The 25,160-nt window shown below is 60.0% G+C and carries 26 protein-coding genes; 11 read left to right on the plus strand and 15 right to left on the minus strand.

What is annotated here, in order from left to right; genetic code table 11:
• Positions 1–124: 124 nt before the first annotated feature.
• The 4 genes from AC07UI_RS03055 to glyQ form a co-directional block, all read right to left on the minus strand.
• On the minus strand, positions 125–895 hold the full coding sequence (locus tag AC07UI_RS03055) for a lysophospholipid acyltransferase family protein (RefSeq protein ID WP_494991069.1): 771 nt from the start codon (positions 893–895) through the stop codon (positions 125–127).
• A 79-nt stretch (positions 896–974) separates the two neighbouring features.
• Positions 975–1,508 carry a D-glycero-beta-D-manno-heptose 1,7-bisphosphate 7-phosphatase gene (gmhB, locus tag AC07UI_RS03060; protein WP_494991070.1) on the minus strand — a complete coding sequence of 178 codons (534 nt, stop codon included), beginning with the start codon at positions 1,506–1,508 and terminating at the stop codon, positions 975–977.
• Positions 1,509–1,526: 18 nt separating this feature from the next.
• Positions 1,527–3,581 carry a glycine--tRNA ligase subunit beta gene (gene glyS, locus AC07UI_RS03065; protein ID WP_494991071.1) on the minus strand — a complete coding sequence of 685 codons (2,055 nt, stop codon included), beginning with the start codon at positions 3,579–3,581 and terminating at the stop codon, positions 1,527–1,529.
• Positions 3,578–4,531 carry a glycine--tRNA ligase subunit alpha gene (glyQ, locus tag AC07UI_RS03070; protein WP_031319418.1) on the minus strand — a complete coding sequence of 318 codons (954 nt, stop codon included), beginning with the start codon at positions 4,529–4,531 and terminating at the stop codon, positions 3,578–3,580. The genes glyS and glyQ overlap by 4 nt, the downstream gene beginning before the upstream one ends.
• 81 nt (positions 4,532–4,612) lie before the next feature.
• Between glyQ and AC07UI_RS03075 the strand changes: the two genes are divergently transcribed.
• The 3 genes from AC07UI_RS03075 (at position 4,613) to AC07UI_RS03085 (ending at position 6,457) form a co-directional block, all read left to right on the plus strand.
• Positions 4,613–5,176 (plus strand): DNA-3-methyladenine glycosylase I, encoded by a 564-nt coding sequence (locus tag AC07UI_RS03075; protein WP_493062793.1) that lies wholly within the window; start codon positions 4,613–4,615, stop codon positions 5,174–5,176.
• 51 nt (positions 5,177–5,227) lie between these two features.
• A complete protein-coding gene (locus tag AC07UI_RS03080) occupies positions 5,228–6,115 on the plus strand; it encodes a lysophospholipid acyltransferase (protein ID WP_494991072.1) in 888 nt (295 codons plus the stop codon).
• A gap of 102 nt (positions 6,116–6,217) precedes the next feature.
• The gene (locus AC07UI_RS03085; protein WP_494991073.1) at positions 6,218–6,457 is read left to right on the plus strand and encodes a PilZ domain-containing protein; all 240 of its coding nucleotides are present in this window, start codon (positions 6,218–6,220) and stop codon (positions 6,455–6,457) included.
• A 16-nt stretch (positions 6,458–6,473) separates the two neighbouring features.
• On the opposite strand, the gene AC07UI_RS03090 is transcribed toward AC07UI_RS03085, so the two are convergent.
• From AC07UI_RS03090 to def, 5 genes are all read right to left on the minus strand, one after another.
• Positions 6,474–6,788 carry a tetratricopeptide repeat protein gene (locus AC07UI_RS03090; RefSeq protein ID WP_494991074.1) on the minus strand — a complete coding sequence of 105 codons (315 nt, stop codon included), beginning with the start codon at positions 6,786–6,788 and terminating at the stop codon, positions 6,474–6,476.
• Positions 6,789–6,932: 144 nt separating this feature from the next.
• On the minus strand, positions 6,933–8,306 hold the full coding sequence (trkA, locus tag AC07UI_RS03095) for a Trk system potassium transporter TrkA (RefSeq protein WP_494991075.1): 1,374 nt from the start codon (positions 8,304–8,306) through the stop codon (positions 6,933–6,935).
• 22 nt (positions 8,307–8,328) lie between these two features.
• A complete protein-coding gene (gene rsmB / locus AC07UI_RS03100) occupies positions 8,329–9,654 on the minus strand; it encodes a 16S rRNA (cytosine(967)-C(5))-methyltransferase RsmB (protein ID WP_494991076.1) in 1,326 nt (441 codons plus the stop codon).
• Positions 9,651–10,610: a methionyl-tRNA formyltransferase gene (gene fmt, locus AC07UI_RS03105; RefSeq protein ID WP_494991077.1), complete on the minus strand. Its 960-nt coding sequence runs from the start codon at positions 10,608–10,610 to the stop codon at positions 9,651–9,653. Before fmt ends, rsmB begins: the two co-directional genes overlap by 4 nt.
• A 57-nt stretch (positions 10,611–10,667) precedes the next feature.
• Positions 10,668–11,174, minus strand: coding sequence for a peptide deformylase (gene def / locus AC07UI_RS03110; RefSeq protein ID WP_494991078.1), 507 nt, complete (start codon positions 11,172–11,174; stop codon positions 10,668–10,670).
• A 154-nt stretch (positions 11,175–11,328) separates the two neighbouring features.
• Here def and AC07UI_RS03115 point away from each other — a divergent pair, with 154 nt between their 5' ends.
• From AC07UI_RS03115 to tsaC, 3 genes are all read left to right on the plus strand, one after another.
• Positions 11,329–12,354: a LysM peptidoglycan-binding domain-containing protein gene (locus AC07UI_RS03115; protein ID WP_494991079.1), complete on the plus strand. Its 1,026-nt coding sequence runs from the start codon at positions 11,329–11,331 to the stop codon at positions 12,352–12,354.
• 89 nt (positions 12,355–12,443) lie between these two features.
• Complete coding sequence (gene dprA, locus AC07UI_RS03120) at positions 12,444–13,547, plus strand: DNA-processing protein DprA (protein ID WP_494991080.1); 1,104 nt, start codon at positions 12,444–12,446, stop codon at positions 13,545–13,547.
• 54 nt (positions 13,548–13,601) lie between these two features.
• Positions 13,602–14,159 carry an L-threonylcarbamoyladenylate synthase type 1 TsaC gene (tsaC, locus tag AC07UI_RS03125; RefSeq protein WP_494991081.1) on the plus strand — a complete coding sequence of 186 codons (558 nt, stop codon included), beginning with the start codon at positions 13,602–13,604 and terminating at the stop codon, positions 14,157–14,159.
• A gap of 154 nt (positions 14,160–14,313) precedes the next feature.
• Here the strand turns inward: tsaC and AC07UI_RS03130 are convergent, their stop codons facing one another.
• Positions 14,314–15,291, minus strand: coding sequence for a quinone oxidoreductase family protein (locus tag AC07UI_RS03130; RefSeq protein ID WP_494991082.1), 978 nt, complete (start codon positions 15,289–15,291; stop codon positions 14,314–14,316).
• A gap of 167 nt (positions 15,292–15,458) precedes the next feature.
• Between AC07UI_RS03130 and hemF the strand changes: the two genes are divergently transcribed.
• On the plus strand, positions 15,459–16,373 hold the full coding sequence (gene hemF, locus AC07UI_RS03135) for an oxygen-dependent coproporphyrinogen oxidase (RefSeq protein ID WP_494991083.1): 915 nt from the start codon (positions 15,459–15,461) through the stop codon (positions 16,371–16,373).
• A 72-nt stretch (positions 16,374–16,445) separates the two neighbouring features.
• Positions 16,446–17,267 carry a shikimate dehydrogenase gene (aroE, locus tag AC07UI_RS03140; RefSeq protein ID WP_494991084.1) on the plus strand — a complete coding sequence of 274 codons (822 nt, stop codon included), beginning with the start codon at positions 16,446–16,448 and terminating at the stop codon, positions 17,265–17,267.
• A gap of 22 nt (positions 17,268–17,289) precedes the next feature.
• On the opposite strand, the gene AC07UI_RS03145 is transcribed toward aroE, so the two are convergent.
• From AC07UI_RS03145 to betC, 3 genes are all read right to left on the minus strand, one after another.
• On the minus strand, positions 17,290–18,858 hold the full coding sequence (locus AC07UI_RS03145) for a SulP family inorganic anion transporter (RefSeq protein WP_494991085.1): 1,569 nt from the start codon (positions 18,856–18,858) through the stop codon (positions 17,290–17,292).
• Positions 18,859–19,053: 195 nt separating this feature from the next.
• Positions 19,054–19,986 (minus strand): choline ABC transporter substrate-binding protein, encoded by a 933-nt coding sequence (gene choX, locus AC07UI_RS03150; protein ID WP_494991086.1) that lies wholly within the window; start codon positions 19,984–19,986, stop codon positions 19,054–19,056.
• A 15-nt stretch (positions 19,987–20,001) separates the two neighbouring features.
• Positions 20,002–21,516, minus strand: coding sequence for a choline-sulfatase (gene betC, locus AC07UI_RS03155; protein ID WP_494991087.1), 1,515 nt, complete (start codon positions 21,514–21,516; stop codon positions 20,002–20,004).
• A gap of 114 nt (positions 21,517–21,630) precedes the next feature.
• Between betC and AC07UI_RS03160 the strand changes: the two genes are divergently transcribed.
• Positions 21,631–22,581 (plus strand): choline sulfate utilization transcriptional regulator, encoded by a 951-nt coding sequence (locus tag AC07UI_RS03160; RefSeq protein ID WP_494991088.1) that lies wholly within the window; start codon positions 21,631–21,633, stop codon positions 22,579–22,581.
• Here AC07UI_RS03160 and AC07UI_RS03165 read toward each other — a convergent pair.
• Positions 22,568–23,239: an NAD(P)-dependent oxidoreductase gene (locus AC07UI_RS03165; protein WP_494991089.1), complete on the minus strand. Its 672-nt coding sequence runs from the start codon at positions 23,237–23,239 to the stop codon at positions 22,568–22,570. The genes AC07UI_RS03160 and AC07UI_RS03165 overlap by 14 nt on opposite strands.
• A gap of 83 nt (positions 23,240–23,322) precedes the next feature.
• On the opposite strand from AC07UI_RS03165, the gene AC07UI_RS03170 reads away from it, so the two are divergent.
• Positions 23,323–23,649, plus strand: coding sequence for a DOPA 4,5-dioxygenase family protein (locus AC07UI_RS03170; RefSeq protein WP_494991090.1), 327 nt, complete (start codon positions 23,323–23,325; stop codon positions 23,647–23,649).
• Positions 23,650–24,109: 460 nt separating this feature from the next.
• Positions 24,110–24,475, plus strand: coding sequence for a DUF6124 family protein (locus AC07UI_RS03175; RefSeq protein WP_494991091.1), 366 nt, complete (start codon positions 24,110–24,112; stop codon positions 24,473–24,475).
• A gap of 130 nt (positions 24,476–24,605) precedes the next feature.
• Here AC07UI_RS03175 and AC07UI_RS03180 read toward each other — a convergent pair whose 3' ends face one another.
• Positions 24,606–25,046, minus strand: a complete 441-nt coding sequence (locus tag AC07UI_RS03180; RefSeq protein ID WP_494991092.1) for an anti-virulence regulator CigR family protein — start codon at positions 25,044–25,046, stop codon at positions 24,606–24,608.
• Positions 25,047–25,160: the final 114 nt, after the last annotated feature.

The raw sequence follows: 25,160 nt of genomic DNA on the forward strand, positions 1-25,160 counted from the left end.
CCATAAAAACTTATGCACGTTTTTTGTCGTTTTATTAGCTTAAGAAATATCTATATAAATCATATAGTTATTTGATGAAACAGGCGGTTTTCAACAAAACGGTACACAGGTTATCCACAAAATCTCAGACAGCCATTTTTTCCGGTTCAGCGGTGATGGGCGGCAGGGAGCCCATGTCTCGTTGAGCCTGCTCGTTCCAGGCTGCAACCCGGTCATTGAGTTCGGCAATAGCACGCGGCCCGGCGCCTTCGGCATACATCGGTGCGCCGATGACCACTGTGATAGTGCCAGCCTTTTTAGCCCAGCCGGTCTTCGGCCAGAACTTGCCGGCGTTGTGCGCAATCGGCAGAACCGGTAGTGCAGCGTTGACCGCTAACGCCGTACCGCCCCGGGAAAACTTGCCGAGTGTGCCGAATGGAACACGCGTGCCTTCCGGGAAGATCAGCACCCAGACACCATCCTTGAGCAGCTCGTCGCCCTTCTTGGCCACATGCTTGAGCGCTGCCTTGGGGTTGTCACGGTCGATGGCAATCGGACGCAACATGGCCATGGCCCAGCCGAAAAACGGCACATAGAGCAACTCGCGCTTGAGCACCTGGCTCAAGGGCTGAAAGTAGGCCGAGAGGAAGAACGTCTCCCAGGTACTTTGATGGTTAGACAGAATCACGCATGGCTGTTCGGGCACGTTCTCGGCGCCCTTCACTTCAAAGCGGATATCGAGAAATACCTTGCTCAACCACAGCGCGCAACGGCACCAGTACACGTTGATAAAACGATAACGTGCCTTGAACGGTAAAAAAGGCGCGATAAAAAAGCTGAGGCTGCACCAGAGCAACGAGGTGGTGCCCAGCAGCAGGTAAAAGAAGAAAGTTCTGATTGCCTGCAGGATCGACATAGCGGCATTTGCCTATTAAAAGCGCACTCCGGAACTGTCCTTGGTCAGGATGTCAGAAGCGCTCTATTTGTGGATAAGTTCAGTTGCGCACAAGTTCTGCGGCAACCGCCGCCAGATCGTCAAAAATCAAGGTGCCCACCGGTAGGTTTTTGCCCAGTGTCTCTTCGCCTTTCCCGGTTTTAACCAAAACTGGCTGAGAGTCGACGGCTTTTGCAGCTTCCAGGTCACCGAGACTGTCGCCGACAAACCATAGGCTGGTCAGCGCCACGTCGTAATGAGCGGCGATGGTTTTGAGCATGCCGGGTTTCGGCTTGCGGCAATCGCAGCCTTCATCGGGTCCGTGAGGACAATAGACGACGAGCCCGAGTTCGCCACCCTGCTCCGCCACCAGCGAGCGCAAGCGCTCGTGCATGGCGTCCAGGGTCGCGACATCGTAGTAGCCGCGAGCGATACCGGACTGGTTGGTAGCAACCGCTACCGTCCAGCCGGCTTTGCTCAACTGCGCGATGGCTTCGATCGAGCCGGGGAGCGGAATCCACTCCTCCACCGACTTGATATAAGCGTCGGAGTCGTAATTGATCACCCCGTCCCGATCGAGAATCAGCAGTTTCAAGCCCCGCTCCTTAAACCATTAGCCCAGCAGCGAAATATCGGCAACACCGAGGAACAACCCACGCAAACGTGCCAGCAACGCATAACGGTTGGCACGCACCTTGGCGTCTTCAGCATTAACCATCACGGCTTCGAAGAACGCATCGACCGGCTCGCGCAACGCTGCCAGACGCGCCAGCGATTCACTGTACTGACGCGCCGCAGCCATTGGCTGGACCGCCTGATCAGCCTGCTGGATCGCCGAGTACAGCGAGAACTCATTGGCGTTGTCGAAGTACTTGGCTTCGACGGTGCTCGGGATCGAGCCTTCGGCCTTGCTCAGCAGGTTCGATACGCGCTTGTTCACGGCAGCCAATGCAGCCGCTTCCGGCAATTTGCGGAACGCTTGCACCGCTTGCACGCGCTGATCGAAGTCCAGAGCCGAACCCGGTTTCAGGGCACGTACCGAGAGGTAGGTGGCGACATCCACGCCTTCGTCTTCGTAACGGGCACGCAGACGGTCGAAGATGAACTCCAGCACCGAATCAGCCAGGCCGGCAGCCTTGACCTTGGCGCCGAACGCGGCGACGGCGAAGGCCACGGCGTCGGTCAGGTCCAGCTCGAGCTTCTTGTCGATCAGGATCCGCAACACGCCGAGCGCGGCACGGCGCAGGGCATACGGGTCTTTGCTACCGGTTGGCAGCATGCCGACGCCGAAGATGCCGACCAGGGTGTCGAGCTTGTCGGCGATCGCCACGGCCGCACCGGTCAGGGTGGTCGGCAGTTCAGCGCCGGCACCGCGCGGCATGTATTGCTCGTTCAGCGCCAGTGCGACGTCTTGCGGCTCGCCATCGTTGAGGGCGTAGTAGTAACCGGCGACACCTTGCATCTCCGGGAACTCACCGACCATCTCGGTTGCCAGATCACACTTGGACAGCAGGCCGGCCCGCGCCGCCCATTGAGCGTTGCCGCCAATGTGTGGCGCGATGAACGCGGCCAGTTTGGAAACGCGCTCGGCCTTGTCGTAGACGCTGCCGAGTTTTTCCTGGAACACCACGTTTTGCAGGCGCAGGTTGAAGTCTTCGAGTTTCTGCTTCTTGTCTTGCTTGAAGAAGAATTCGGCATCGGTCAGGCGTGGGCGAACCACTTTCTCGTTACCGTCGATGATCTGCTGCGGGTCTTTGCTCTCGATGTTGGCCACGGTAATGAAACGTGGCAGCAACTTGCCGTCGGCATCCAGCAGGCAGAAGTACTTCTGGTTGTCCTGCATGGTAGTGATCAGGGCTTCTTGCGGCACATCGAGGAAACGCTCCTCGAACGAGCACACCAGCGGTACTGGCCATTCCACCAGCGCGGTCACTTCGTCGAGCAGGCTCGGCGGCACAATCGCAGTGCCTTCCTGCATCGTTGCCAGCTCGGTGGTGCGCTTGCTGATCAGCTCGCGGCGCTCATTGGCATCGGCCAATACGTACGCGGCGCGCAGGTCGTTCAGGTAGTTGGCAGGCGAAGTGATGCGCACGCTTTGCGGGTGATGGAAGCGGTGACCACGGGAGTCGCGACCGGCCTTCTGAGCAAGGATGGTGCAGTCGATGACCTGGTCACCGAGCAGCATCACCAGCCACTGCGTCGGGCGAACGAATTCTTCCTTGCGAGCGCCCCAGCGCATGCGCTTCGGAATCGGCAGGTCGTTCAGGGAGTCCTCGACGATAGTCGGTAGCAGACTGGCGGTCGGCTTGCCTTCGATACGTTGGCTGTAGCGCAGTTTCGCACCGCTCTGATCGATTTCGCTCAGGTCAACGCCGCACTTCTTGGCGAAGCCCAGGGCGGCCTGGGTCGGGTTGTCTTCGGCATCGAAGGCGGCCTGACGTGGCGGGCCGTCGAGGTTGATGCTGCGATCCGGCTGTTGGGTGGCCAGTTTGGTGATCAGCACGGCCAGACGACGCGGTGCGGCGTAGACCTGCTTGGCTTCAAAGCCCAGGCCAGCGGCCAGCAGGCCCTTCTCGATACCGGCGAGGAACGCATCGGCCAAGGTGTTCAGGGCCTTGGGTGGCAGCTCTTCGGTGCCCAGTTCAACCAGGAAATCTTGAGCACTCATTGTGCAGCCTCCAGCTTAGCCAACACTTCATCACGCAAATCCGGGGTCGCCATCGGGAAGCCCAGCTTGGCACGAGCCAGCAAGTAGGCTTGCGCAACGGAACGCGCCAGGGTGCGTACACGCAGAATGTATTGCTGACGCGCCGTCACCGAGATCGCCCGGCGTGCATCCAGCAGGTTGAAGGTGTGCGAGGCCTTCAGCACCATTTCATAGCTTGGCAGTGGCAGCGGTTGATCGAGCTCGATCAGGCGCTTGGCTTCGCTTTCATAGAAGTCGAACAGTTCGAACAGCTTCTCGACGTTGGCGTGTTCGAAGTTGTAGGTCGACTGCTCCACTTCGTTCTGGTGGAACACATCGCCGTAGGTCACTTTGCCGAACGGACCGTCAGCCCAGACCAGATCGTAGACCGAATCCACGCCTTGCAGGTACATGGCCAGACGCTCGAGACCGTAGGTGATCTCGCCGGTCACTGGGTAGCACTCGATGCCGCCCGCTGCCTGGAAGTAGGTGAACTGGGTCACTTCCATGCCGTTGAGCCAGACTTCCCAGCCCAGACCCCAGGCGCCGAGGGTCGGCGATTCCCAGTTGTCTTCGACGAAACGGATGTCGTGCACCAATGGGTCAAGGCCCACGTGCTTGAGCGAGCCCAGGTACAGTTCCTGGAAATTGTCCGGGTTCGGCTTCAGGACTACCTGGAACTGGTAGTAGTGCTGCAGACGGTTCGGGTTTTCGCCGTAGCGGCCGTCAGTCGGGCGACGACTGGGCTGCACATAAGCGGCGTTCCAGGTTTCCGGGCCGATGGCGCGCAGAAACGTGGCGGTATGGAAAGTGCCGGCGCCTACTTCCATATCGTAGGGCTGAAGTACCACACAACCTTGCTCGGCCCAGTATTGCTGGAGGGCGAGGATCAAGTCTTGGAAGGTACGCACGGCTGGCGTAGGCTGGCTCACGAAATTCACCTGTTTCTTGGGCTGCGATTTAAAGAGCGGGAGTATACCCGATTCGTTCGTCCGCACGCCCCCTGGAGCCTTATGCCACGCTGCTTTTGGTGTTCCGAAGATCCGTTGTACATGGCTTATCACGATCAAGAGTGGGGCGTACCGCTACGCGATGCGCAGCGCTTGTTCGAGTTGCTTTTGCTCGAAGGGTTCCAGGCCGGTCTGTCATGGATCACCGTGCTGAGGAAACGCGAACGCTACCGTGAGGCGCTGTTCGGCTTCGACGTGCAGCGCGTGGCGCAGATGAGCGACGCCGAAATCGACGATTTGATGCTCGATCCGGGGATCATTCGCAACCGTCTCAAACTCAATGCCGCCCGGCGCAATGCCCAGGCCTGGATGGCGCTGGAAGACCCGGTGGCGCTGCTCTGGTCGTTTGTCGGCGGCGTCCCGAAGATCAATCATTTCAAGGATCGCAGCGAAGTGCCGGCCGTGACGCCCGAGGCCGAAGCGATGAGCAAAGGTTTGAAGAAAGCCGGCTTCACCTTTGTCGGCCCGACCATTTGCTATGCCCTGATGCAGGCCTCGGGGATGGTCATGGATCACACCACCGATTGTGATCGCTACGCCATCTTGCGCAGTGGGCGGTTAGAATAGCCGGCTCGCGATACGGATCATTACGTCGGTTCAGAAGATCAGGAGTGACTTGTGGATAAGTTTAAAGGCGCCTTGCTGGTAGGCGCTCTGCGGTTGTTTGCCCTGCTCCCGTGGCGGGCGGTGCAAGCGGTAGGCGCGGCAATTGGCTGGGTCATGTGGAAAACCCCCAACCGTTCCCGCGACGTGGTGCGCATCAACCTCGCCAAATGTTTCCCGGAGATGGACGCCGCCGAGCGTGAGCGTCTGGTCGGGCAAAGCCTGATGGATATTGGCAAGTCGCTGACCGAAAGCGCCTGTGCCTGGATCTGGCCTGCCCAACGCTCTATTGACCTGGTGCGTGAAGTCGAAGGTCTGGATGTACTGAAAGAAGCGTTGGCCTCAGGCAAGGGCGTGGTCGGTATCACCAGCCACCTCGGCAACTGGGAAGTGTTGAATCACTTCTATTGCAGTCAGTGCAAACCGATCATTTTCTATCGGCCACCCAAACTCAAGGCTGTGGATGAGTTGCTGCGCAAGCAGCGGGTGCAATTGGGCAACCGCGTCGCGGCGTCCACCAAGGAAGGCATCCTCAGCGTTATCAAGGAAGTGCGCAAAGGTGGTGCGGTGGGCATCCCGGCTGACCCGGAACCGGCCGAATCCGCCGGGATTTTCGTGCCGTTCTTCGCGACCAAGGCGCTGACCAGCAAATTCGTGCCGAACATGCTCGCGGGCGGCAAAGCGGTCGGTGTGTTCCTGCATGCCCTGCGCCTGCCCGACGGTTCTGGCTACAAAGTGATCCTCGAAGCCGCGCCAGAAGCCATGTACAGCACCGATACCGAGACTTCCTGCGCGGCGATGAGCCAGGTCGTCGAGAAATACGTGCGGGCTTATCCGAGCCAATACATGTGGAGCATGAAGCGCTTCAAGAAACGTCCGGCGGGCGAGGCGCGCTGGTACTGAGTCTTATCCCGGGCAGGCCTCGCGCCTACAGCTAACTGGCATGATCTGTGGATAGTTTTGGATTCAATGTTATCCACAGCAGTTTGAACAAGGGCGCAGCAGATGTCCGATCACCGCAAATCCTTTCGCATTAAAATCCAGCACGAAAGCTTTGGCGAGTGCCTGGGCCAGACACGCAATCTCTCGGCCAGCAGCGTATACGTGAAACATCCGGCACTCTCGGCGTTGACCAAGGGCGCGGTGGTCTATGGGCAGGTGCAAGACTTGCCGGTGGCTGCGCCGTGGGTGGGTATGGAAGTGGTACAGGTCGACGCCGAAGGCATAGGACTGCGTTATCTCTGAACTGACTGTTTTTTGATCACTTAGCCTGGCGATCAAGCTTCTTCAAAAACACCGTCATTTCCTTTTCCGCCTGTTTGTCGCCATGAGCGCGCGCGGCTTCGAGCCCCTGTTCCCAAGCCTTACGGGCGGCCGGATAGTCCGCCAACGCCAAATGCGCCTTGCCCAGCAGCTTCCAGGCAGCGGAATACTTCGGATCGAAACACACACAGCGTTGCAGATGCTCGGCCGCTTTGGCGTTCTCGCCCAAATCCAGATAGCCCTTGCCCAGACCGAAGCGCAGCAGCGAGTTATCCACACCCTTGGCGAGCATTTTTTCCAGGGATTCGATCATGGGGCAGTGTCCTTCAGTTGATGATCGTTCCCACGCTGCGCATGGGGGTGCATCCCGTGACGCTGCGCGTCACATCCGGAGCGGACGCAGAGCGTCCATGGCGGCATTTCCACGCAGAGCGTGGGAACGATCTATTTGTGTGGGTCAAAAAAAGCTCAGGCCAACGTGGAACAGCTTCTCCACATCGCGGATATGTTTTTTATCCACAAGGAACAGAATCACATGGTCGCCGGTCTCGATCACCGTGTCATCGTGGGCGATGATGACTTCTTCGTCGCGAATAATCGCGCCAATGGTGGTTCCCGGAGGCAAACCGATGTTTTCGATGGCGCGGCCGATCACTTTGCTCGACTTGGCATCGCCATGGGCAATCGCTTCAATGGCTTCCGCTGCACCACGGCGCAACGAGTGAACGCTGACGATATCGCCGCGACGCACGTGGGCCAGCAAGGTGCCGATGGTTGCCAACTGCGGGCTGATGGCGATATCGATGTCGCCACCCTGGATCAGGTCGACATAGGCCGGGTTGTTGATGATGGTCATCACCTTTTTCGCGCCCAGGCGTTTGGCCAGCAGCGACGACATGATGTTGGCTTCGTCATCGTTAGTCAGCGCCAGGAAGATATCGGCGTCAGCGATGTTCTCTTCCAGCAACAAGTCGCGGTCTGATGCGCTGCCCTGCAACACCACGGTGCTGTCGAGGGTATCGGAGAGGTGGCGGCAACGCACCGGGTTCATCTCGATGATCTTCACCTGATAACGGCTTTCGATGGCTTCGGCCAAGCGCTCGCCAATCTGCCCGCCACCAGCAATCACGATGCGTTTGTAGCTTTCATCGAGGCGGCGCATTTCACTCATTACTGCACGAATATTCGCTTTTGCGGCGATGAAAAATACTTCATCGTCGACCTCAATTATCGTATCGCCCTGGGGCAGGATCGGTCGGTCACGGCGGAAGATCGCTGCAACACGGGTTTCGACATTGGGCATGTGCTCGCGCAACTGCCGCAGTTGCTGACCCACCAGCGGTCCGCCGTAGTAAGCCTTGACCGCCACCAGTTGCGCCTTGCCTTCAGCGAAGTCGATCACTTGCAAGGCACCGGGATGTTCGATCAGGCGCTTGATGTAATTAGTGACGACCTGTTCCGGACTGATCAACACGTCGACCGGAATGGCGTCGTTGTCGAACAGGCCGGCGCGAGTCAAGTAGGCGGCTTCGCGCACGCGAGCGATTTTGGTTGGGGTGTGGAACAGGGTGTGGGCGACCTGACAGGCGATCATGTTGGTTTCGTCGCTGCTGGTCACCGCCACCAGCATGTCGGCATCGTCGGCGCCAGCCTGACGCAGCACTGTCGGGAACGAGCCGCGGCCTTGCACGGTGCGGATATCGAGCCGATCACCGAGATCGCGCAAGCGTTCGCCGTCCGTGTCGACCACGGTGATGTCATTGGCTTCGCTGGCCAGGTGTTCCGCCAGCGTACCGCCGACCTGCCCTGCGCCGAGGATGATGATTTTCATCCACTCACTCCCTTGAAACCGGTTAACCGCGTGCAGCGGCGATCTTGATCAGCTTGGCATAGTAAAAACCGTCATGGCCGCCCTCTTGTGCCAGCAACTGCCGGCCGTGGGGTTGTTTCAGACCTGCTGCAGGCTGCCCGAGCTGGCCGGCGATGTCCAACTCACGAGCGCCCGGGGTACGGGTGAGGAAGGCTTCGATGACTTCGGTGTTCTCGGTCGGCAAGGTCGAGCAGGTGGCATACAGCAGGATGCCGCCGACGTCGAGGGTCGGCCACAGGGCGTCGAGCAGTTCGCCTTGCAGCACGGCCAACGCGGCGATGTCGTCAGGTTGACGGGTCAGTTTGATGTCCGGGTGACGGCGGATCACCCCGGTGGCCGAGCATGGCGCGTCCAGCAGAATCCGCTGGAACGGCTTGCCGTCCCACCAGGCAGCGGTGTCGCGACCATCGGCGGCAATCAGCTCGGCGCTGAGGCCAAGACGCTCAAGGTTCTCTTGCACTCGCACCAGGCGCTTGGCTTCCAGATCCACCGCCACCACACCGGCCAGTTTCGGTTCGATTTCCATGATGTGGCAGGTCTTGCCGCCCGGGGCGCAGCAGGCGTCGAGCACTCGTTGGCCCGGCGCCAGGTCCAGCAGGTCGGCGGCCAGTTGCGCGGCTTCGTCCTGCACGCTGATCCAGCCTTCGGCGAAGCCCGGCAGGTTGCGTACATCACCCGGCTCGTCGAGGACAATGCCGTCCTGGCTGTAGAGGCAAGGTTTGCCGACCACACCGGCGTCGCTCAGCAGCTTGAGATAAGCATCGCGAGAATGGTGGCGGCGATTGACCCGCAGAATCATCGGCGGATGGGCGTTGTTCGCCGCGCAGATGGCTTCCCACTGTTCAGGCCAGAAGGCCTTGAGGGATTTTTGCAGCCAGCGCGGATGGGCGGTGCGCACCACCGGGTCGTGTTCCAGCTCGCTCAGCAGCGCTTCGCTTTCGCGCTGAGCACGGCGCAGCACTGCGTTGAGCAGGGCCTTGGCCCAGGGTTTTTTCAACTTTTCCGCGCAACCGACGGTTTCGCCGATGGCAGCGTGGGCCGGCACGCGGGTGTAGAGCAATTGGTAGAGACCGACCAACAGCAACGCCTCGACATCGGCGTCTGCAGCCTTGAACGGCTTTTGCAGCAGCTTGGCCGCCAATGCCGATAAGCGCGGTTGCCAGCGAGCGGTGCCGAAGGCCAGATCCTGGGTGAAACCACGATCACGTATTTCCACCTTGTCCAGTTGCGTCGGCAAGGAGCTGTTGAGTGAGGCTTTACCGTTGAGTACAGCCGTCAGGGCTTTGGCGGCGGCCAGACGCGGGTTCATTGGGCATCCACCGCTTGACCCAGCACGGTACCGACGGCGAATTTCTCGCGGCGGCTGTTGAACAAGTCGCTGAAGTTCAGCGCCTTGCCGCCGGGCAATTGCAGACGGGTCAGGCACAAGGCCTGCTCGCCGCAAGCGACGATCAGGCCGTCCTTGCTGGCGCTGAGAACCTCACCCGGCGCGCCTTGGCCATCGGCGAGGTTCGCAGAGAGGACTTTCAGGGCTTCGCCATTGAGGGTGCTGTGGCAGATCGGCCAAGGATTGAACGCGCGAACCAGGCGTTCCAGCTCGACGGCCGGACGGTTCCAGTCGATGCGCGCTTCGTCCTTGTTCAGCTTGTGAGCGTAGGTGGCGAGGCTGTCGTCTTGCACTTCGCCTTCCAGAGTGCCTGCGGCCAGACCGGCGATGGCCTGAACCACGGCCGGCGGGCCCATCTCGGCGAGACGGTCATGCAGGCTGCCGCCGGTGTCGTCGGCGCTGATCGGGGTGGTGACCTTGAGCAGCATCGGCCCAGTGTCCAGGCCTGCTTCCATACGCATCACCGTCACACCGCTTTGGGTATCACCGGCTTCGACGGCGCGCTGAATCGGCGCCGCACCGCGCCAGCGTGGCAGCAACGAAGCGTGGCTGTTGATGCAGCCCAGGCGTGGGATATCCAGCACCACTTGCGGCAGGATCAGGCCGTACGCCACCACCACCAGCAAGTCCGGCTTCAGAGCCGCAAGTTCAGCCTGGGCCGCTGCGTCGCGCAGGGTCGGTGGCTGCAAAACGGCAATGTTGTGCTGCTCGGCGAGTTGCTTGACCGGGCTTGGCATCAGCTTTTGCCCACGGCCCGCCGGACGGTCCGGCTGGGTGTAGACCGCAACGATCTCATAAGGGCTGTCGAGCAGGGCCTTGAGGTGTTCGGCGGCAAATTCGGGGGTGCCGGCAAAGACGATGCGCAGTGGCTCAGTCATGTGAGAAGTCTCGCAAAAGAAAAAGGCTTGCCGCAGCAAGCCTTTGGAAGAAGGGAATCAAGCGTGCTGGCGATGTAGTTTTTCCAGCTTCTTCTTGATCCGGTCGCGTTTGAGCGTGGACAGGTAGTCGACGAACAACTTGCCATTGAGGTGATCGCATTCGTGCTGAATGCACACCGCCAGCAGGCCGTCGGCGATGAGCTCATAAGGCTGGCCGTCACGGTCCAGTGCGTGGATCTTCACGCGCTGCGGGCGATCGACGTTTTCGTAGAAGCCCGGTACCGAGAGGCAGCCTTCCTGATACTGGCCCATCTCGTCAGTCAGGACTTCAAACTCGGGGTTGATGAACACCCGTGGCTCGCTGCGGTCTTCGGAGAGGTCCATGACCACCACGCGTTTGTGCACGTTGACCTGGGTCGCAGCCAGGCCGATGCCGGGTGCTTCATACATTGTTTCAAACATGTCATCGACCAACTGACGCACTTCGTCGTCCACTACAGCCACAGGTTTGGCGATAGTGCGCAGGCGCGAGTCAGGGAATTCGAGGATGTCTAAAATGGCCATAGGCGTAATTGCTGCACGTGTGAGTAAAGTCAAAGTCGGTGCCTGGTGGGTCCGTAGACTCAGGCTGCCGTTGTAAAACGTTCTCCTGGAAGGGAGCAAGCCTCGGGGGGCTCTGGCGTTTCACGCGAACGTACATAATAAAGGGATTCACTGCATGAGGAAATCACTACTCGCCCTGCTGCTGCTGGCCTTGGCCGGTATCGCGCAGGCGCAAGTGCAACTCAAGGACGGTTTTCCACAGCATTACACCGTAGTGGCTGGTGACACACTCTGGGATATTTCCGGGAAATTTCTCCGGGAACCCTGGAAGTGGCCGCAGATCTGGCAGGTCAATCCGCACATTGAAAACCCCAATCTCCTCTACCCCGGCGACTCGCTGTCACTGGTCTACGTCAACGGCCAGCCACGCTTGACCCTCAATCGTGGGGCTTCACGGGGCACCATCACACTGTCACCGCAAATCCGCAGCACGCCGGTGGCCGATGCCGTTGCGAGCGTTCCTCTGCAGACGATCAACAGCTTCTTGCTGAATAACCGTATCGTCGACACGGTCGAGGTGTTCGACAAGGCGCCATACATCGTCGCCGGCGATGCCGAGCGGGTGCTCAGTGGTACGGGCGACCGAATCTATGCCCGCGGCAAGTTCGGCCCGGCGCAATCGGTCTATGGCATCTTCCGTCAGGGTAAGGTCTACATAGACCCACAGAGTAAAGAGTTCCTTGGGATCAACGCCGACGATATCGGCGCCGGTGAAATCGTTGCCACTGAAGGTGATGTCGCCACGCTGGCCCTGCAACGCACGACCCAGGAGGTTCGCCTCGGCGACCGATTATTCAGTGGCGAGGAACGGGCGATCAATTCGAATTTTATGCCCAGCTCGCCACAAAACGAGATCAACGGCGTGATTATCGATGTGCCACGCGGTGTGACGCAGATTGGCGTGCTCGACGTGGTGACCCTGAACAAGGGCTATCGTGATGGCTTGGTCGAAGGCAACGTGCTGGCGGTGATGAAAACCGGGGAAACCGTTCGTGATCGCGTGACGGGCAGCGAGGTGAAAATCCCGGATGAACGCGCCGGATTGCTGATGGTGTTCCGCACTTATGAAAAGCTCAGCTATGGCCTGGTATTGAATGCATCGCGCTCTTTGGCAGTGATGGACAAGGTCAAAAATCCTTAAAAAAACGGAAACTCTCAACAAGTTACCAACAGACTTATCCACAGCTTGTTCCTGTCTGAGCAGGACTTATAACGATCAAGGATGATCCTATGTCGCTGTCTGCTATATCCCCGGTTTCCCCTGCGGAGCTGGAAGCCCGTTTGCGTTTGCACCGTCTGCCGGAGCTCGGCCCCCGACGTTTTCATAAGCTGCTCGACGCCTTTGGTTCGGCCTGCGCAGCCATCAGCGCACCCGCTGGTGCCTGGCGCTCATTGGGCCTGCCTGCTGCGTGCGCCGAGGCCCGACGCAGTGCCGATGTCCGTGACGGTGCCAGCCATGCATTGGCCTGGCTTGAACGTGCGGACCAGCATTTACTGATGTGGGACCAGCCGGGCTACCCTGCTCTGCTGGCCGAGCTGTGCGACGCCCCGCCGCTGTTATTCGTTGCCGGCGATCCGGACATTCTTGAAAAACCACAGCTGGCGATGGTCGGCAGTCGTCGTGCTTCGCGGCCTGGAATGGATACTGCCGCGGCGTTTTCCCGCAGCCTTGCCGGTGCCGGTTTTGTCATCACCAGCGGCTTGGCGCTGGGCATCGACGGCGCCGCGCATCAGGCCGCTTTGGACGTGGGCGGGCTGACCGTCGGCGTGCTGGGCACAGGGCTGGAAAGTTTTTATCCACAGCGCAACCGTCAACTCGCCGAAGCGATGATTGCCCAAGGCAGCGCGGTGGTTTCCGAGTTCCCGCTGGACGCCGGGCCGCACGCCAGCAACTTCCCTCGGCGCAATCGGATCATCAGCGGTTTGTCCCTGGGCGTGCTGGTGATTGAGGCCAGTGTTGCCAGCGGTTCGTTGATTACCGCGCGGCTGGCAGCCGAACAGGGCCGCGAGGTGTATGCGATTCCTGGGTCGATCCATCATCCCGGTGCCCGCGGTTGTCATCAGCTAATCCGCGATGGCGCGGTACTGGTGGAAACCATCGAACATGTTCTCGAAGCCCTGCGTGGCTGGCAAAACCTGGCACCATCCGAGGTGGTGCCAGTGAAGGCCGATCACCCATTGTTGCGCTTGCTACATGCAGCGCCGCACACCAGCGAAGCCTTGGCTGGCGCCAGTGGTTGGGCTTTACCGAAGGTATTGGCGGCATTAACCGAGCTGGAGATGGACGGCCGGGCAGTTTGCGAAAGCGGACGCTGGTTTGCGCGCGTAAGCTAGGTTTTGTAACGAAGATCGGTAAACTGCGCTCAGCCTTATTCCGGAGAGTCAGCAATGGTCAGCAGTTGGCGTGTGCAACAAGCCGCACGAGAAATTCGCGCAGGGGCGGTGATTGCCTATCCAACCGAAGCCGTCTGGGGCCTGGGTTGCGACCCGTGGAACGAAGAGGCGGTGGATCGCCTGTTGGCGATCAAGTCGCGATCTGTGGATAAAGGTCTGATCCTGATCGCTGACAACATCCGTCAGTTCGATTTTCTTTTCGAAGACTTCCCGCAAGCCTGGATGGACCGTATGGCCAGCACCTGGCCGGGGCCCAATACCTGGCTGGTGCCGCACCAGGGCATGCTGCCGGAATGGATCACCGGGGTTCACGACACGGTGGCCTTGCGAGTCAGTGATCACCCACAAGTCCGGGATTTGTGCGCGCTGGTCGGACCGCTGGTGTCGACCTCGGCCAACCCCCAGGGCCGGCCGGCGGCGCGCACACGGATCCGAGTCGAGCAATACTTCCGCGGGCAAATCGACATGGTGCTGGGCGGTAATCTCGGCGGGCGGAAGAATCCGAGCCTGATTCGTGATCTGGCGACCGGCAAGATCGTTCGCCCGGGTTGAAGTCGCAGTAGAACCCCTGTTAATTGATCGTTCCTACGCTCCGCGTGGGAATGCCTCAATGGACGCTCTGCGTCCGCTCTAGATGTGACGTGGAGCGTCACGGGATGCATTCCCACGCGGGAGCGTGGGAACGATCAACGATCAGGCGGTCAGCTTACGGCAACAGAATCGTCGACCCGGTCGTACGCCGTGCCGACAACTCGGTCTGGGCCTTGGCCGCTTCTGCCAGTGGATAACGCTGGCTGATATCAACCTTGATTTTGCCGCTGATGATCATCCCGAACAGCTCATCGGCCATGGCTTGCAGGTTCTCGGCGTTGTTGGCGTAAGTCGCCAGCGTCGGCCGGGTCACGTACAACGAGCCCTTTGCCGCCAGAATCCCCAGATTCACGCCATCCACCGCGCCCGAGGCGTTGCCGAAGCTCACCACCAGGCCTCGTGGCGCTACGCTGTCCAGCGAGGTGAGCCAGGTGTCTTTGCCGACGCCGTCGTAGACCACCGGGCATTTTTTGCCGTCAGTCAATTCCAGCACACGCTGTGCGACGTCTTCCTTGCTGTAGTCGATGGTCTCCCAGGCACCGAGGGATTTGGCGAGGGCGGCTTTTTCAGGCGAGCTGACCGTACCGATCAGCTTCACGCCCAGCGCCTTGGCCCATTGGCAGGCGAGCGAGCCGACACCGCCAGCGGCGGCGTGGAACAAGATGGTTTCGCCACCTTTCAGGTCATAGGTTTGACGCAGCAGGTATTGCACGGTCAGGCCTTTGAGCATCACGCCCGCAGCTTGTTCGAAGCTGATGGCATCCGGCAAATGCACCAGATTGCTCGCCGGCAGCACATGCACATCGCTGTAAGCGCCCAGTGGACCGCTGCCATAGGCCACGCGGTCGCCGACTTTGAATTGAGTGACTTCGCTGCCGACCGCCTCGACCACGCCGGCGCCTTCGGCACCCAGGCCCGAGGGCAAGGATGGCGGTGCATACAGGCCGCTGCGGAAGTAGGTGTCGATGAAATTCAGGCCGATGGCCTTGTTGCTGACGCGAACTTGTTGCGGACCCGGTGCTGGCGGTTGGTAGTCTACATACTCGAGTACTTCGGGGCCGCCATGGGCACGGAACTGGATACGTTTGGCCATCTGCAATCTCCTTGGGGCTTTTCGCGAAAGGTCCCTATCGGACTCCTAAGCTTGACCTTCGTCAACTGCGGTGGGGCAAGTTGCGGTGTTATGCTACGCGCCCATTTGCGTCGGCTTCACGTTCCGTTCGAAGCGCCGCGTAGCTTTGCCCGATTCAAGGTGATGCCATGAATACTCGCACCGAGGCCGTAAAAGCTTACCTGCTTGACCTGCAAGACCGTATTTGCGCTGCTCTGGAAGCCGAAGACGCTGGCACTCGCTTCGTCGAAGACGCCTGGACCCGGCCTGCCGGTGGTGGTGGTCGCACCCGGGTGATCGAGAACGGTCAGGTCATTGAAAAAGGCGGTGTCAATTTTTCTCATGTGTTCGGCAGCGGGCTACCGCCATCTGCCAGTGCCCATCGGCCAGAACTGGCCGGGCGCGGTTTTGAAGCCCTTGGTATATCGCTGGTGATTCACCCGCACAACCCTCATGTGCCAACTTCCCACGCCAATGTGCGATTTTTCATCGCCGAGAAAGAGGGCGAAGAGCCGGTCTGGTGGTTCGGCGGCGGCTTCGACCTGACTCCGTATTACGGCAACGAAGAAGACTGCGTGCACTGGCACCGGGTCGCCGAGCAGGCTTGCGCGCCATTCGGGCCGGACGTTTACTCGCGTTACAAGGCTTGGTGCGACAGCTATTTTTACATCAAGCATCGCCACGAGCCGCGGGGCATTGGCGGCCTGTTTTTCGATGACCTGAACGAGTGGGACTTCGACACCAGCTTCGCCTTTATGCGCGCTATTGGTGACGCCTACATCGAGGCGTACCTGCCGATCGTCCAGCGCCGCAAGGCCGAGGCGTACACCGAGAAACAGCGGGAGTTCCAGGAGTATCGCCGGGGTCGCTATGTCGAGTTCAACCTGGTGTATGACCGTGGCACGCTGTTCGGCCTGCAATCGGGCGGGCGTACCGAGTCGATCCTGATGTCGCTGCCACCGCAAGTGCGCTGGGGTTACGATTGGAAAGCCGAGCCTGGCAGCGAAGAAGCGCGTCTGACCGAATACTTTCTGCAGGACCGTGATTGGCTGGCCAAGGGCTGACAGTTTTACACCGTCAGGACCAACGCCAAGATCGCAGCCTCCGGCAGCTCCTACAAATGAGGAATGTGCTTGATGGACCGTTACGTCGTATTCGGTAACCCGATTGGCCACAGCAAATCGCCGCTGATCCACCGCCTGTTTGCCGAGCAGACCGCTCAGCGGCTGGACTACAGCACCTTGCTGGCGCCGCTCGACGACTTTTCCGGCTGCGCTCAGGCGTTTTTCCTTGAGGGCCTGGGCGCCAACGTCACAGTGCCATTCAAGGAAGAAGCCTATCGCCTGGCCAACAGCCTGACGCCACGGGCGCAGCGGGCCGGCGCGGTCAACACCTTGAGCAAACTCGCCGACGGCAGCCTGCTGGGGGATAACACCGACGGTGCCGGGCTGGTGCGGGATCTGACGGTCAATGCCGGATTCAGCCTGCGGGGCAAACGTATTTTGCTGCTGGGTGCTGGCGGCGCGGTGCGCGGTGCGCTGGAGCCGTTACTGGCCGAGCAGCCATCGTCGGTGATCATCGCCAACCGTACGGTGGAAAAAGCCGAATTGCTGGCTGAGTTGTTCGCCGATCTCGGTCCGGTGTCCGCTAGCGGTTTCGACTGGCTGCAAGAGCCGGTGGACCTGATCATCAACGCTACATCTGCCAGTCTGTCAGGCGATGTACCACCGATTGCCAGCAGCCTGATCGAGCCGGGCAAGACCTTTTGCTACGACATGATGTACAGCAAGGAACCGACCTCGTTCTGCCATTGGGCCAGTGAGCATGGCGCGGCGGTAGCAATGGATGGCTTGGGGATGTTGGCGGAACAAGCAGCCGAAGCGTTCTATCTATGGCGTGGCGTGCGCCCGGATACTGCGCCGGTGCTGGCGGAATTGCGCAGGCAGTTGGCGTTGTAACTGGCGGCGCGGGCTTTTGTGTTCAGTCTTCAAACCGAATCGGGCATTTCTCCGCCCCTTCCAGCTTCCTCAGCTCTTCCACCACCTGCGGCCGTGCTCGCCGCAGGGTCAGGCTACGGTCCTGCCGCAGCAACCGCCGTGCTTCCTGATGGAGCATTTCCACCCCGGAATAGTCGATGAAGTTGATTTGCTGCGCATCGATCACCACCCGTGAGCCGTGGAGACTTTGCAGGCGTACTTGCAGGTAGTGGCTGGCGCCGAAGAAGATCGAGCCGCCGACCCGCAGAATGTCTTCATCGCCGTCGCGCCACTGCTGCACTCGCGGTTGCGAAGTGCGTTTGAGGTAGAAGAACAGCGACACCAGTACCCCGGCGTAGATCGCGGTCTGTAATTCCAGCAACAGGGTTGCGACGCAGGTCAGCGCCATGACCGCGAACTCAGAGCGGCTGACCCGGAACAACGACCGAATACCGCGATGATCCACCAACCCCCAACTGATCAGCAAAATGCTCCCGGCCATGCTCGGGATTGGGATATGCGCGATCAACGACGCGCCGGTCACGGCGAACAACGCCACCCATAACGCGGAAAATACCCCGGCCAACGGCGAGCAAGCGCCGGCTTCGTAGCTCAGACCCGAGCGGGTGAAAGAGCCGGCCGACAGAGAACCCGAGAAGAACCCTCCAACGATATTGGACAAGCCCTGAGCGCGAACTTCCTGATTGGCGTCGAGAAGTTGCTGCGAACGGGCGGACAACGAGCGGGCGATCGACAGGCTGGTGACCAGGCCGAGCATCCCCACCGCTACGGCGCTGGGCAGCAGGCGCAGCACCAGATCAAGATCCAGCGGCAGCGGGCTGAAGGGCGGTAGTTTGCCGACGAACGAGCTCACTAGCTTCACATGACCAAACATCGCCGGCCACAGCCAGACCACCAGGGCGCTCAAGGCCAACGTGATCAGCAATGTCGGCCAGCGCGGCAGCAGGAGTTTGAGAACGATGCCCAACACCAAGGTGCTAATGCCCAGAACCAATGACGGTCGGTCCAGAGCGCCAATATGGCTGATCAGCGACATCAGACCGTTCAGAGCAGTGGCCTGATTCGCAAGATCGAGCCCCAGCAGGTTGGGTAATTGCCCAAGGGCGATGACCACCGCGGCGCCAAAGGTGAAGCCCAGTACCACCGAGTGGGAGACGAAATTTACCAGCGCGCCGAAGCGCAGCATGCCCAGCAGCCACTGGAAAGCCCCGGCAAGGAACGTCAGCAACAGGATCAGGGTGATGTAGTCCTGCGAACCGGGTACGGCCAATGGACTGACGCTGGCATACAGCACAATGGAAATCGCCGCCGTCGGGCCGCAGATCAGATGCCAGGACGAGCCCCACAGGCAGGCGATCAGCACCGGAATGATTGCCGCGTACAAGCCATACTCGGGCGGCAGGCCGGCGATCAGCGCATAGGCGATGGATTGCGGTAGCGCCAGAATCGCTCCGCTCAGGCCGACAATCACGTCGCGGCCGACGCTGGCGCGGGTTTGCCGTGGCATCCAGCTCAGGAAGGGGAAGAGTTTATGGCGGTTGAGCCAGGCCATGGGTCCTCTCGGTCGGGATATGCAAAAAGCGTAAGGGTGAAGTTTCAAAGGGCTGGATGCAAGGTTGGGTTTGATCGTTCCCACGCGCAGCAAAGGAATGCCGCTAAGGACGCTCCGCGTCCGCTCTGGATGTGACGCGCAGCATCACGGGATGCATTCCCACGCAGAGCGTGGGAACGATCACCTAGCCATCACTCAAAGCTTCGCCTTCACCGCCACCAACGCATCCCTCCCATCCACCGTCTTCACCCCATCCAGCCACTTGTCCAGCACTGCGGGGTTGGCCTTGATCCAGGCTTTGGCGGCGTCGGCGTTGCTGACTTTCTTGTTCACCACCTCGGCCATGATGCTGTTCTCCATTTCCTGGGTGAAACTCAGATTGGTCAGCAGTTTGCCGACGTTCGGGCAGGCCTGTGCATAACCTTTGCGGGTCAGGGTGTAGACGCTGCCGGTGTCGCCGAAGTACTTCTCGCCGCCTTTCAGATAGTGCATTTTCAATTGCACGTTCATCGGGTGTGGGGTCCAGCCGAGGAAGGTCACGAATTTCTGTTTCTTAACTGCGCGGGACACTTCGGCCAGCATTGCTTGCTCGCTGGATTCGATCAGCTTCCACTGACCCAGCTCGAAGTCGTTTTTCTTGATGATGTCCTGCAACGAGATGTTCGCTGGCGCGCCGGAGCCGATGCCGTAGATCTTCTTGTCGACTTTTTCAGGGAATTGGTCGGCATATTTATTCAGGTCGGCAAAATTATGCACACCCGCGTCCCAGACGTAATCCGGCACTGCCAGCGTGAATTCGGTGCCGTCCAGGTTCTTCGCCAGTTGGGTGACGTCACCATTGGCCACGAACTTGTCGTAGAAGCCCCGCTGCGCCGGCATCCAGTTACCCATGAAGACATCTACCTGGCCGTCCTTGAGCCCGCCAAAGGTAATTGGCACCGCCAGCGTGTCGACCTTGGCCTTGTAGCCCATGCCATCTAACAGAAAACCGGTGATGGCGTTGGTCGCGGCGATGTCGCTCCAGCCCGGGTCGGCCATTTTCACCGTGTCGCAGCTCTGCTCGGCGTAGGCCGAAACACTGCTCAGGGCCAATAGCCCCGCGCTCAGTACTGTGGATAACCGTTGCATGCTCTTCCCCTTACGTTATTGGTTTTGGCAGGGTTGTGGATAACGAGCCTTGCGCTCCAGATCGTCGAGGTCGATGTGGTTGCGCATGTATTGCTGACTGGCGTCGACCAGCGGCTGGTGATCCCAGCTCTTCAGCTTCCCGGTGGTCAGCGCCTGGGCGACAAAGCGCCGGCGTCGCTGGCTGGCGAGCACCTGTTGGTGAATCGCCGGGATATCCCATTTCGCCCGCGCTTCGGCGAGAAAGTCGTCGAACAGTTGCCGATATTGCGGTGAATGGCTGAGTTCTTCCTGTTCACGCGGGTCGTTGTGTACGTCGAAGAGAAGGCAGGGGTCGTCTTCGCTGTAGATGAATTTCCAGGCACCGCGGCGAATCATCATCAGCGGGCTGATGGTGCCTTCGGCCATGTACTCGCCAAAGACTTCGTCGTGGCCGGCCTGGCCCAACAAGTGCGGGACCAGTGAGCGGCCGTCCAGTGGCAGACCGGGTTCCAGCTCACCACCGGCCAGCTCCACCAGGGTCGGGAGCAAATCGGCGGTGGACACCGCAGCGCGGACCCGTCCTGCGCCGAATTGCCCCGGAGCACTGACCAGCAGCGGCACGCGGGCAGCCATTTCGAACCAGTGCATTTTGTACCAGAGCCCGCGCTCGCCGAGCATGTCGCCGTGGTCGCCGGAGAACACAATGATGGTGTCGTCGATTAGCCCGGTTTCCTCAAGCGTTTGCAGGAGTTTGCCGACGTTGCTGTCGATATAGCTGCATGCGCCAAAATAGGCACGGCGCGCGTCGCGGATTTTATCCACAGGCAGCGGCTTGTCCCACAGGTCGTAGACCTTGAGTAGACGCTGGGAATGCGGATCGAGACGGGTCTGCTCCGGCGTCTGCGGCAGTGGAATGTCTTCGTCGCGGTACAGGTCCCAAAACGCTTTGGGAATGGTGTACGGGTCGTGGGGGTGAGTCATCGAAACGGTCAGGCAGAACGGCTGATCGCCATCCTCGCGGATATGGTCGAACAGGTACTGCTGAGCCTTGAACACCACCTCTTCATCGAAATCCAGCTGATTGGTGCGCACACATGGCCCGGCTTGCAGCACCGAGGACATGTTGTGATACCAGCTCGGGCGTACATCCGGCTCGTCCCAGTTCACCGACCAGCCGTAGTCGGCCGGGTAGATGTCGCTGGTCAGGCGTTCTTCGTAACCGTGCAGTTGATCCGGGCCGCAAAAGTGCATCTTGCCCGACAGCGCCGTGCGGTAACCGAGGCGACGCAGGTAGTGGGCATAAGTCGGCACATCGGCGGGGAAATCGGCCGCGTTGTCGTAGGCGCCGATCTTGCTCGGTAACTGTCCGCTGACCAGGGTAAAGCGCGAAGGCGCACAGAGCGGGCTGTTGCAGTAGGCGGCGTCGAACACCACGCCTTGCGCGGCGAGGCGGCTCAAATTGGGCAATTTGATGGGCGATGGGCCGTAGAATGGCAACATTGGCGCGGCCATTTGATCGGCCATGATGAAAAGAATGTTCTTGCGCTTCATGTGATCGCGGCATTCCATAGTGAATATTTATGCGAAAGTGCTGTGATCGAGAATGGAGCCCACGCACTTGGCGGTAAAGCCCATGCACGGCAATGACTAGGATAAGTACAGCTTATGTATGACGCTCTTGGCGATTTGTCCCTGGACCTGTTTCGCGCCTTCGAAGCCGCGGCCCGCCACCGCAGCTTTACCGCAGCGGCGGTGGAGCTCGGCACGACCCAGCCGGCCGTGAGCCAGCAGATCAAGCGGCTCGAGGAGCAACTGGGCACGCGCTTGTTCGACCGGATCTATCGCGGCATTGAACTGACCGAGGCCGGAACGATTCTGTTCGAACAGGTGCAGGCCGGATTGCAAAGCATTGACGCCGGCTTGAGCGCGATCAGCGCCCAGCATCAGCATGAGGTGTTACAGGTCGCGACTGACTTTGCCTTCGCCGCCTACTGGCTGATGCCGCGCCTGCAGCGCTTCCATGAAGCCAACCCGCAGGTCGACGTCAGCCTGGTCACCAGCGAGCGCAGTCATAACATGCTGCGCACGGATATCGATGTCGCCGTTTTGTTTGGCGATGGGCGATTCAAACAGGGTGAAAGCCATTGGCTGTTCAGCGAAGAAGTGTTTCCGGTGTGCAGCCCGCAGTTGCTCGAGGATCGCTCGACGCCCTTGCCTGCTCATTCGCTACTGGAGTTTCCACTGCTGCATCTGCGCGGTGAAAACAGCAGCCATTGGTTCGACTGGAGTGGCGTATTTCGCGAGTTGGGCATTGCTTCAGCGCCTGCCCCGGGACCATTGCGCTTCGACAACTACACACTGTTGATCCAGGCGGCGATTGCCGGCCAAGGCGTGGCCATCGGTTGGCGCCACCTTGTGGATAACTTGTTGGAGCAGGGCTGGCTCTGTCGGCCGATAGCCGAAACGGCGATCTCACGTTTCGGCTATTACGTGGTTTTGCCCCAGCGCAAACGCCGCGGGCCGCTGATCCAGACGTTCGTCGATTGGTTGATGGCCGAGCAGGCCAGCAGTGCCGAATCGCTGACGGGTGTGGCCCTGCCGTCTATTGCGGTTTAGCGTCTGTCGCTACGAAACACACGTGCTCGCGGATGTGCAGATTCAGGCGCAGCTCATCGGCAATCCCGACTGCGACGCGGTTGAGCCGCTCAAGTACTGGGGCCAGCCCCGGCTCAAGGTGGCTGCTGACCCGGCTGAAATGTTCGATGGTCAGTCCGGCCACACCTCGCGGCGCGTTCACCAGCGTCCAGTGCAAGGTGCTGGCCTGCAGGGCTTCGAGGATTTCTTCGGCGGCGTGGTGTTGTAGGGGATCCCCCTCTTCCGGGTCATCCAGCACTGCAAAGCCCCCCACTAGAAACAGCCGATGGATGCCCATTGCCTGCATTCCGACGATCAACGCATCGACGGCGCGGACCTGCTCTACCGGGTCGGGCGTCGTGGTTTTTTCGACGTGTTCATGACTCATCGGCAGTCCCGGTGCATCCAGCAGGCAGATCACTGCCGAACAGCCGGCGACGCTTTGCTTGACCCGTTCGGCATCGAACAGATTTCCGGTTTTGGTGCGCAAACCCGGGCGCGGTGCCAGAGCCGTCAGGTCATCGAGAATGGCGATGACTTCATGTTGGCGCCGCAGCATCTCAGCCATCAGCGCACTGCCGAGGCTACTCATGGCACCATAGAGCACCAGTTTGACCACCGGGGTTTCGGCGTTTTTCATGGCTGAACTTCCTTCTTTCCCACAAGTATAGGTGCTGACCTGTGGGCAACCGGAAGGGTTCGACATTGTCGCGAGGGTTTCAGATGCAACGAATCAAGGGCTACCACGCCCATGTCTATTTCGACGCCAACACTATCGATCGGGCCCGAGCCCTGTGTGAGCAGGCTGCGCAGTTATTTCCGCTGAAGATGGGGCGTGTGCATGAACGGCCAGTCGGCCCGCACCCGGACTGGAGCTGCCAGTTGGCCTTCGCCCCTGAGTATTTCGGCGACGTCCTGCCGTGGCTGGCGCTTAATCGCAAAGGCCTGGTGGTGTTTGTGCACCCCGATACCGGGGATAACCTGGCGGACCATGCCGAGCATGCCATTTGGATGGGGGCGGTAAGGCCGCTGGATTTGTCTATTTTTTAAGCAGTGCGATCGTTCCCAGGCTCTGCGTGGGAATGCTTCAACGGACGCTCCGCGTCCGCTTCGGCTGTGACGCGGAGCGTCACGGGCTGCATTCCCACGCGGAGCGTGGGAACGATCATTGGGGCGGGGGCGTCGGAGATTTCCTTCAACTTCTATCGCCATGCATGAACTTGTGGAGCCTTGGATCGGGCACTAATCTGCGTCCGTCACCGCAAAATCGGTGACACGGACGTGCAAGTCCGGGTAAAACGTGACCGACAAATGCCATCAACCATTCAACGAGCATTTCCTAAGCTCGATGATTGTTTTATGGCGGTTGTGCGCGGGAGATCTTTCGAGAGGAAGGTCTGCCGGGTTTTCGGTCCGTTTCCCCCGGTCTTGCACACTCGCGCACGGCTGCCACCCTCTTCGCGTGCAAGCGAACGGTGCCAGCCCTTTAGTAATGAAGGACTGTCACATCATGTTCAAACCAACACCGAATCCCCCCGAAACCCCAAGCACCTCCCCCTACGAATCCCTCGATTCGACCAAACTCAACGACGCCGCCGAGCGCGCTCTTGATCATCACTTGGGCTCTAAACCTGACACCCAGCGCTTCGTCGGCACCCGCCCCGGCACACTGTTTACGGTGTCACCCGAAGCCAACACCGAAACCCTGTTGACCAACGCTTACGAGACACTCGCCTCGGTCAACGCCATGGCCTGCGATCTGGCCTTTGACCTCGAAGGCTCGCGTCGACATGTGGCGTTGGCCATCCAGCAGATGGTCGAGTTGGGCCAACTGCTGGTGAACCGGGCGCTGGACCTCGAAAACCCGGTGCACTGACGCGCGGGTCTTTGTGATCGTGTGAACGTTCCCACGCTCTGCGTGGGAATGCAGCCCGTGACGCTCTGCGTCACATTCGAGAGCGTCCAGTGAGGCATCCCCACGCGGGAGCGTGGGTACGATCCTTGAGTCAATACAGCACTCCTTCCAGAATTTCATAAACGATCCCGGTACCCACGGCGATCAGCACCACATCGGCCCCCATGCGCCGCCATTCATAACCGGGGTAATACGGCAGGTGGGACAGCGCGCGATCGTCCAGGCGTTCGCCGTAGTAGCCGTGAGGCAACGGCTGGCCCCGGACCAGATAGATGCCGTGTGGCGGTGGTGCGCCGCGGACAAACCACCCGTGGTTTTCACGAATGACCTGGCGGACCGGGCCGAAGTCCCGAGGTGGACCTGCGCGATGATCGTCGTCACGGTTGTAGCCGCGATGATCATAGTCTCGGTGTTCGTGTTGCCAGCCGCCGTGGTCATGATCGTCGCGCTCGTCGGCCATCACATGCACAAGCGGGCTGACGCTCAGCATCAGCACGCCCAGGCTGGCAATCAGACGTTTCGGCATTTTCATCAGGTCTTCCTCACAGCACGAACAGCAAAAAGGGGTTCAGAACCCGGTTCTGAACCCCTCGGTCTTGCTATTTAGTCTGTGGCTTAAGGCTTTGATTCCTCTGTATCAGGAACT

This window comes from Pseudomonas sp. GW821-FHT04C07 (assembly GCF_059420325.1).

What these genes read in the sequence shown, in the direction of transcription:
- AC07UI_RS03055 (WP_494991069.1), bottom strand. Translation starts at nt 895, where the DNA reads ATGTCGATCCTGCAGGCAATCAGAACTTTCTTCTTTTACCTGCTGCTG.
- glyS (WP_494991071.1), bottom strand. Translation starts at nt 3,581, where the DNA reads ATGAGTGCTCAAGATTTCCTGGTTGAACTGGGCACCGAAGAGCTGCCA.
- AC07UI_RS03075 (WP_493062793.1), top strand. Translation starts at nt 4,613, where the DNA reads ATGCCACGCTGCTTTTGGTGTTCCGAAGATCCGTTGTACATGGCTTAT.
- AC07UI_RS03085 (WP_494991073.1), top strand. Translation starts at nt 6,218, where the DNA reads ATGTCCGATCACCGCAAATCCTTTCGCATTAAAATCCAGCACGAAAGC.
- AC07UI_RS03090 (WP_494991074.1), bottom strand. Translation starts at nt 6,788, where the DNA reads ATGATCGAATCCCTGGAAAAAATGCTCGCCAAGGGTGTGGATAACTCG.
- trkA (WP_494991075.1), bottom strand. Translation starts at nt 8,306, where the DNA reads ATGAAAATCATCATCCTCGGCGCAGGGCAGGTCGGCGGTACGCTGGCG.
- rsmB (WP_494991076.1), bottom strand. Translation starts at nt 9,654, where the DNA reads ATGAACCCGCGTCTGGCCGCCGCCAAAGCCCTGACGGCTGTACTCAAC.
- fmt (WP_494991077.1), bottom strand. Translation starts at nt 10,610, where the DNA reads ATGACTGAGCCACTGCGCATCGTCTTTGCCGGCACCCCCGAATTTGCC.
- def (WP_494991078.1), bottom strand. Translation starts at nt 11,174, where the DNA reads ATGGCCATTTTAGACATCCTCGAATTCCCTGACTCGCGCCTGCGCACT.
- AC07UI_RS03115 (WP_494991079.1), top strand. Translation starts at nt 11,329, where the DNA reads ATGAGGAAATCACTACTCGCCCTGCTGCTGCTGGCCTTGGCCGGTATC.
- dprA (WP_494991080.1), top strand. Translation starts at nt 12,444, where the DNA reads ATGTCGCTGTCTGCTATATCCCCGGTTTCCCCTGCGGAGCTGGAAGCC.
- tsaC (WP_494991081.1), top strand. Translation starts at nt 13,602, where the DNA reads ATGGTCAGCAGTTGGCGTGTGCAACAAGCCGCACGAGAAATTCGCGCA.
- AC07UI_RS03130 (WP_494991082.1), bottom strand. Translation starts at nt 15,291, where the DNA reads ATGGCCAAACGTATCCAGTTCCGTGCCCATGGCGGCCCCGAAGTACTC.
- hemF (WP_494991083.1), top strand. Translation starts at nt 15,459, where the DNA reads ATGAATACTCGCACCGAGGCCGTAAAAGCTTACCTGCTTGACCTGCAA.
- aroE (WP_494991084.1), top strand. Translation starts at nt 16,446, where the DNA reads ATGGACCGTTACGTCGTATTCGGTAACCCGATTGGCCACAGCAAATCG.
- AC07UI_RS03145 (WP_494991085.1), bottom strand. Translation starts at nt 18,858, where the DNA reads ATGGCCTGGCTCAACCGCCATAAACTCTTCCCCTTCCTGAGCTGGATG.
- choX (WP_494991086.1), bottom strand. Translation starts at nt 19,986, where the DNA reads ATGCAACGGTTATCCACAGTACTGAGCGCGGGGCTATTGGCCCTGAGC.
- betC (WP_494991087.1), bottom strand. Translation starts at nt 21,516, where the DNA reads ATGAAGCGCAAGAACATTCTTTTCATCATGGCCGATCAAATGGCCGCG.
- AC07UI_RS03160 (WP_494991088.1), top strand. Translation starts at nt 21,631, where the DNA reads ATGTATGACGCTCTTGGCGATTTGTCCCTGGACCTGTTTCGCGCCTTC.
- AC07UI_RS03165 (WP_494991089.1), bottom strand. Translation starts at nt 23,239, where the DNA reads ATGAAAAACGCCGAAACCCCGGTGGTCAAACTGGTGCTCTATGGTGCC.
- AC07UI_RS03170 (WP_494991090.1), top strand. Translation starts at nt 23,323, where the DNA reads ATGCAACGAATCAAGGGCTACCACGCCCATGTCTATTTCGACGCCAAC.
- AC07UI_RS03175 (WP_494991091.1), top strand. Translation starts at nt 24,110, where the DNA reads ATGTTCAAACCAACACCGAATCCCCCCGAAACCCCAAGCACCTCCCCC.
- AC07UI_RS03180 (WP_494991092.1), bottom strand. Translation starts at nt 25,046, where the DNA reads ATGAAAATGCCGAAACGTCTGATTGCCAGCCTGGGCGTGCTGATGCTG.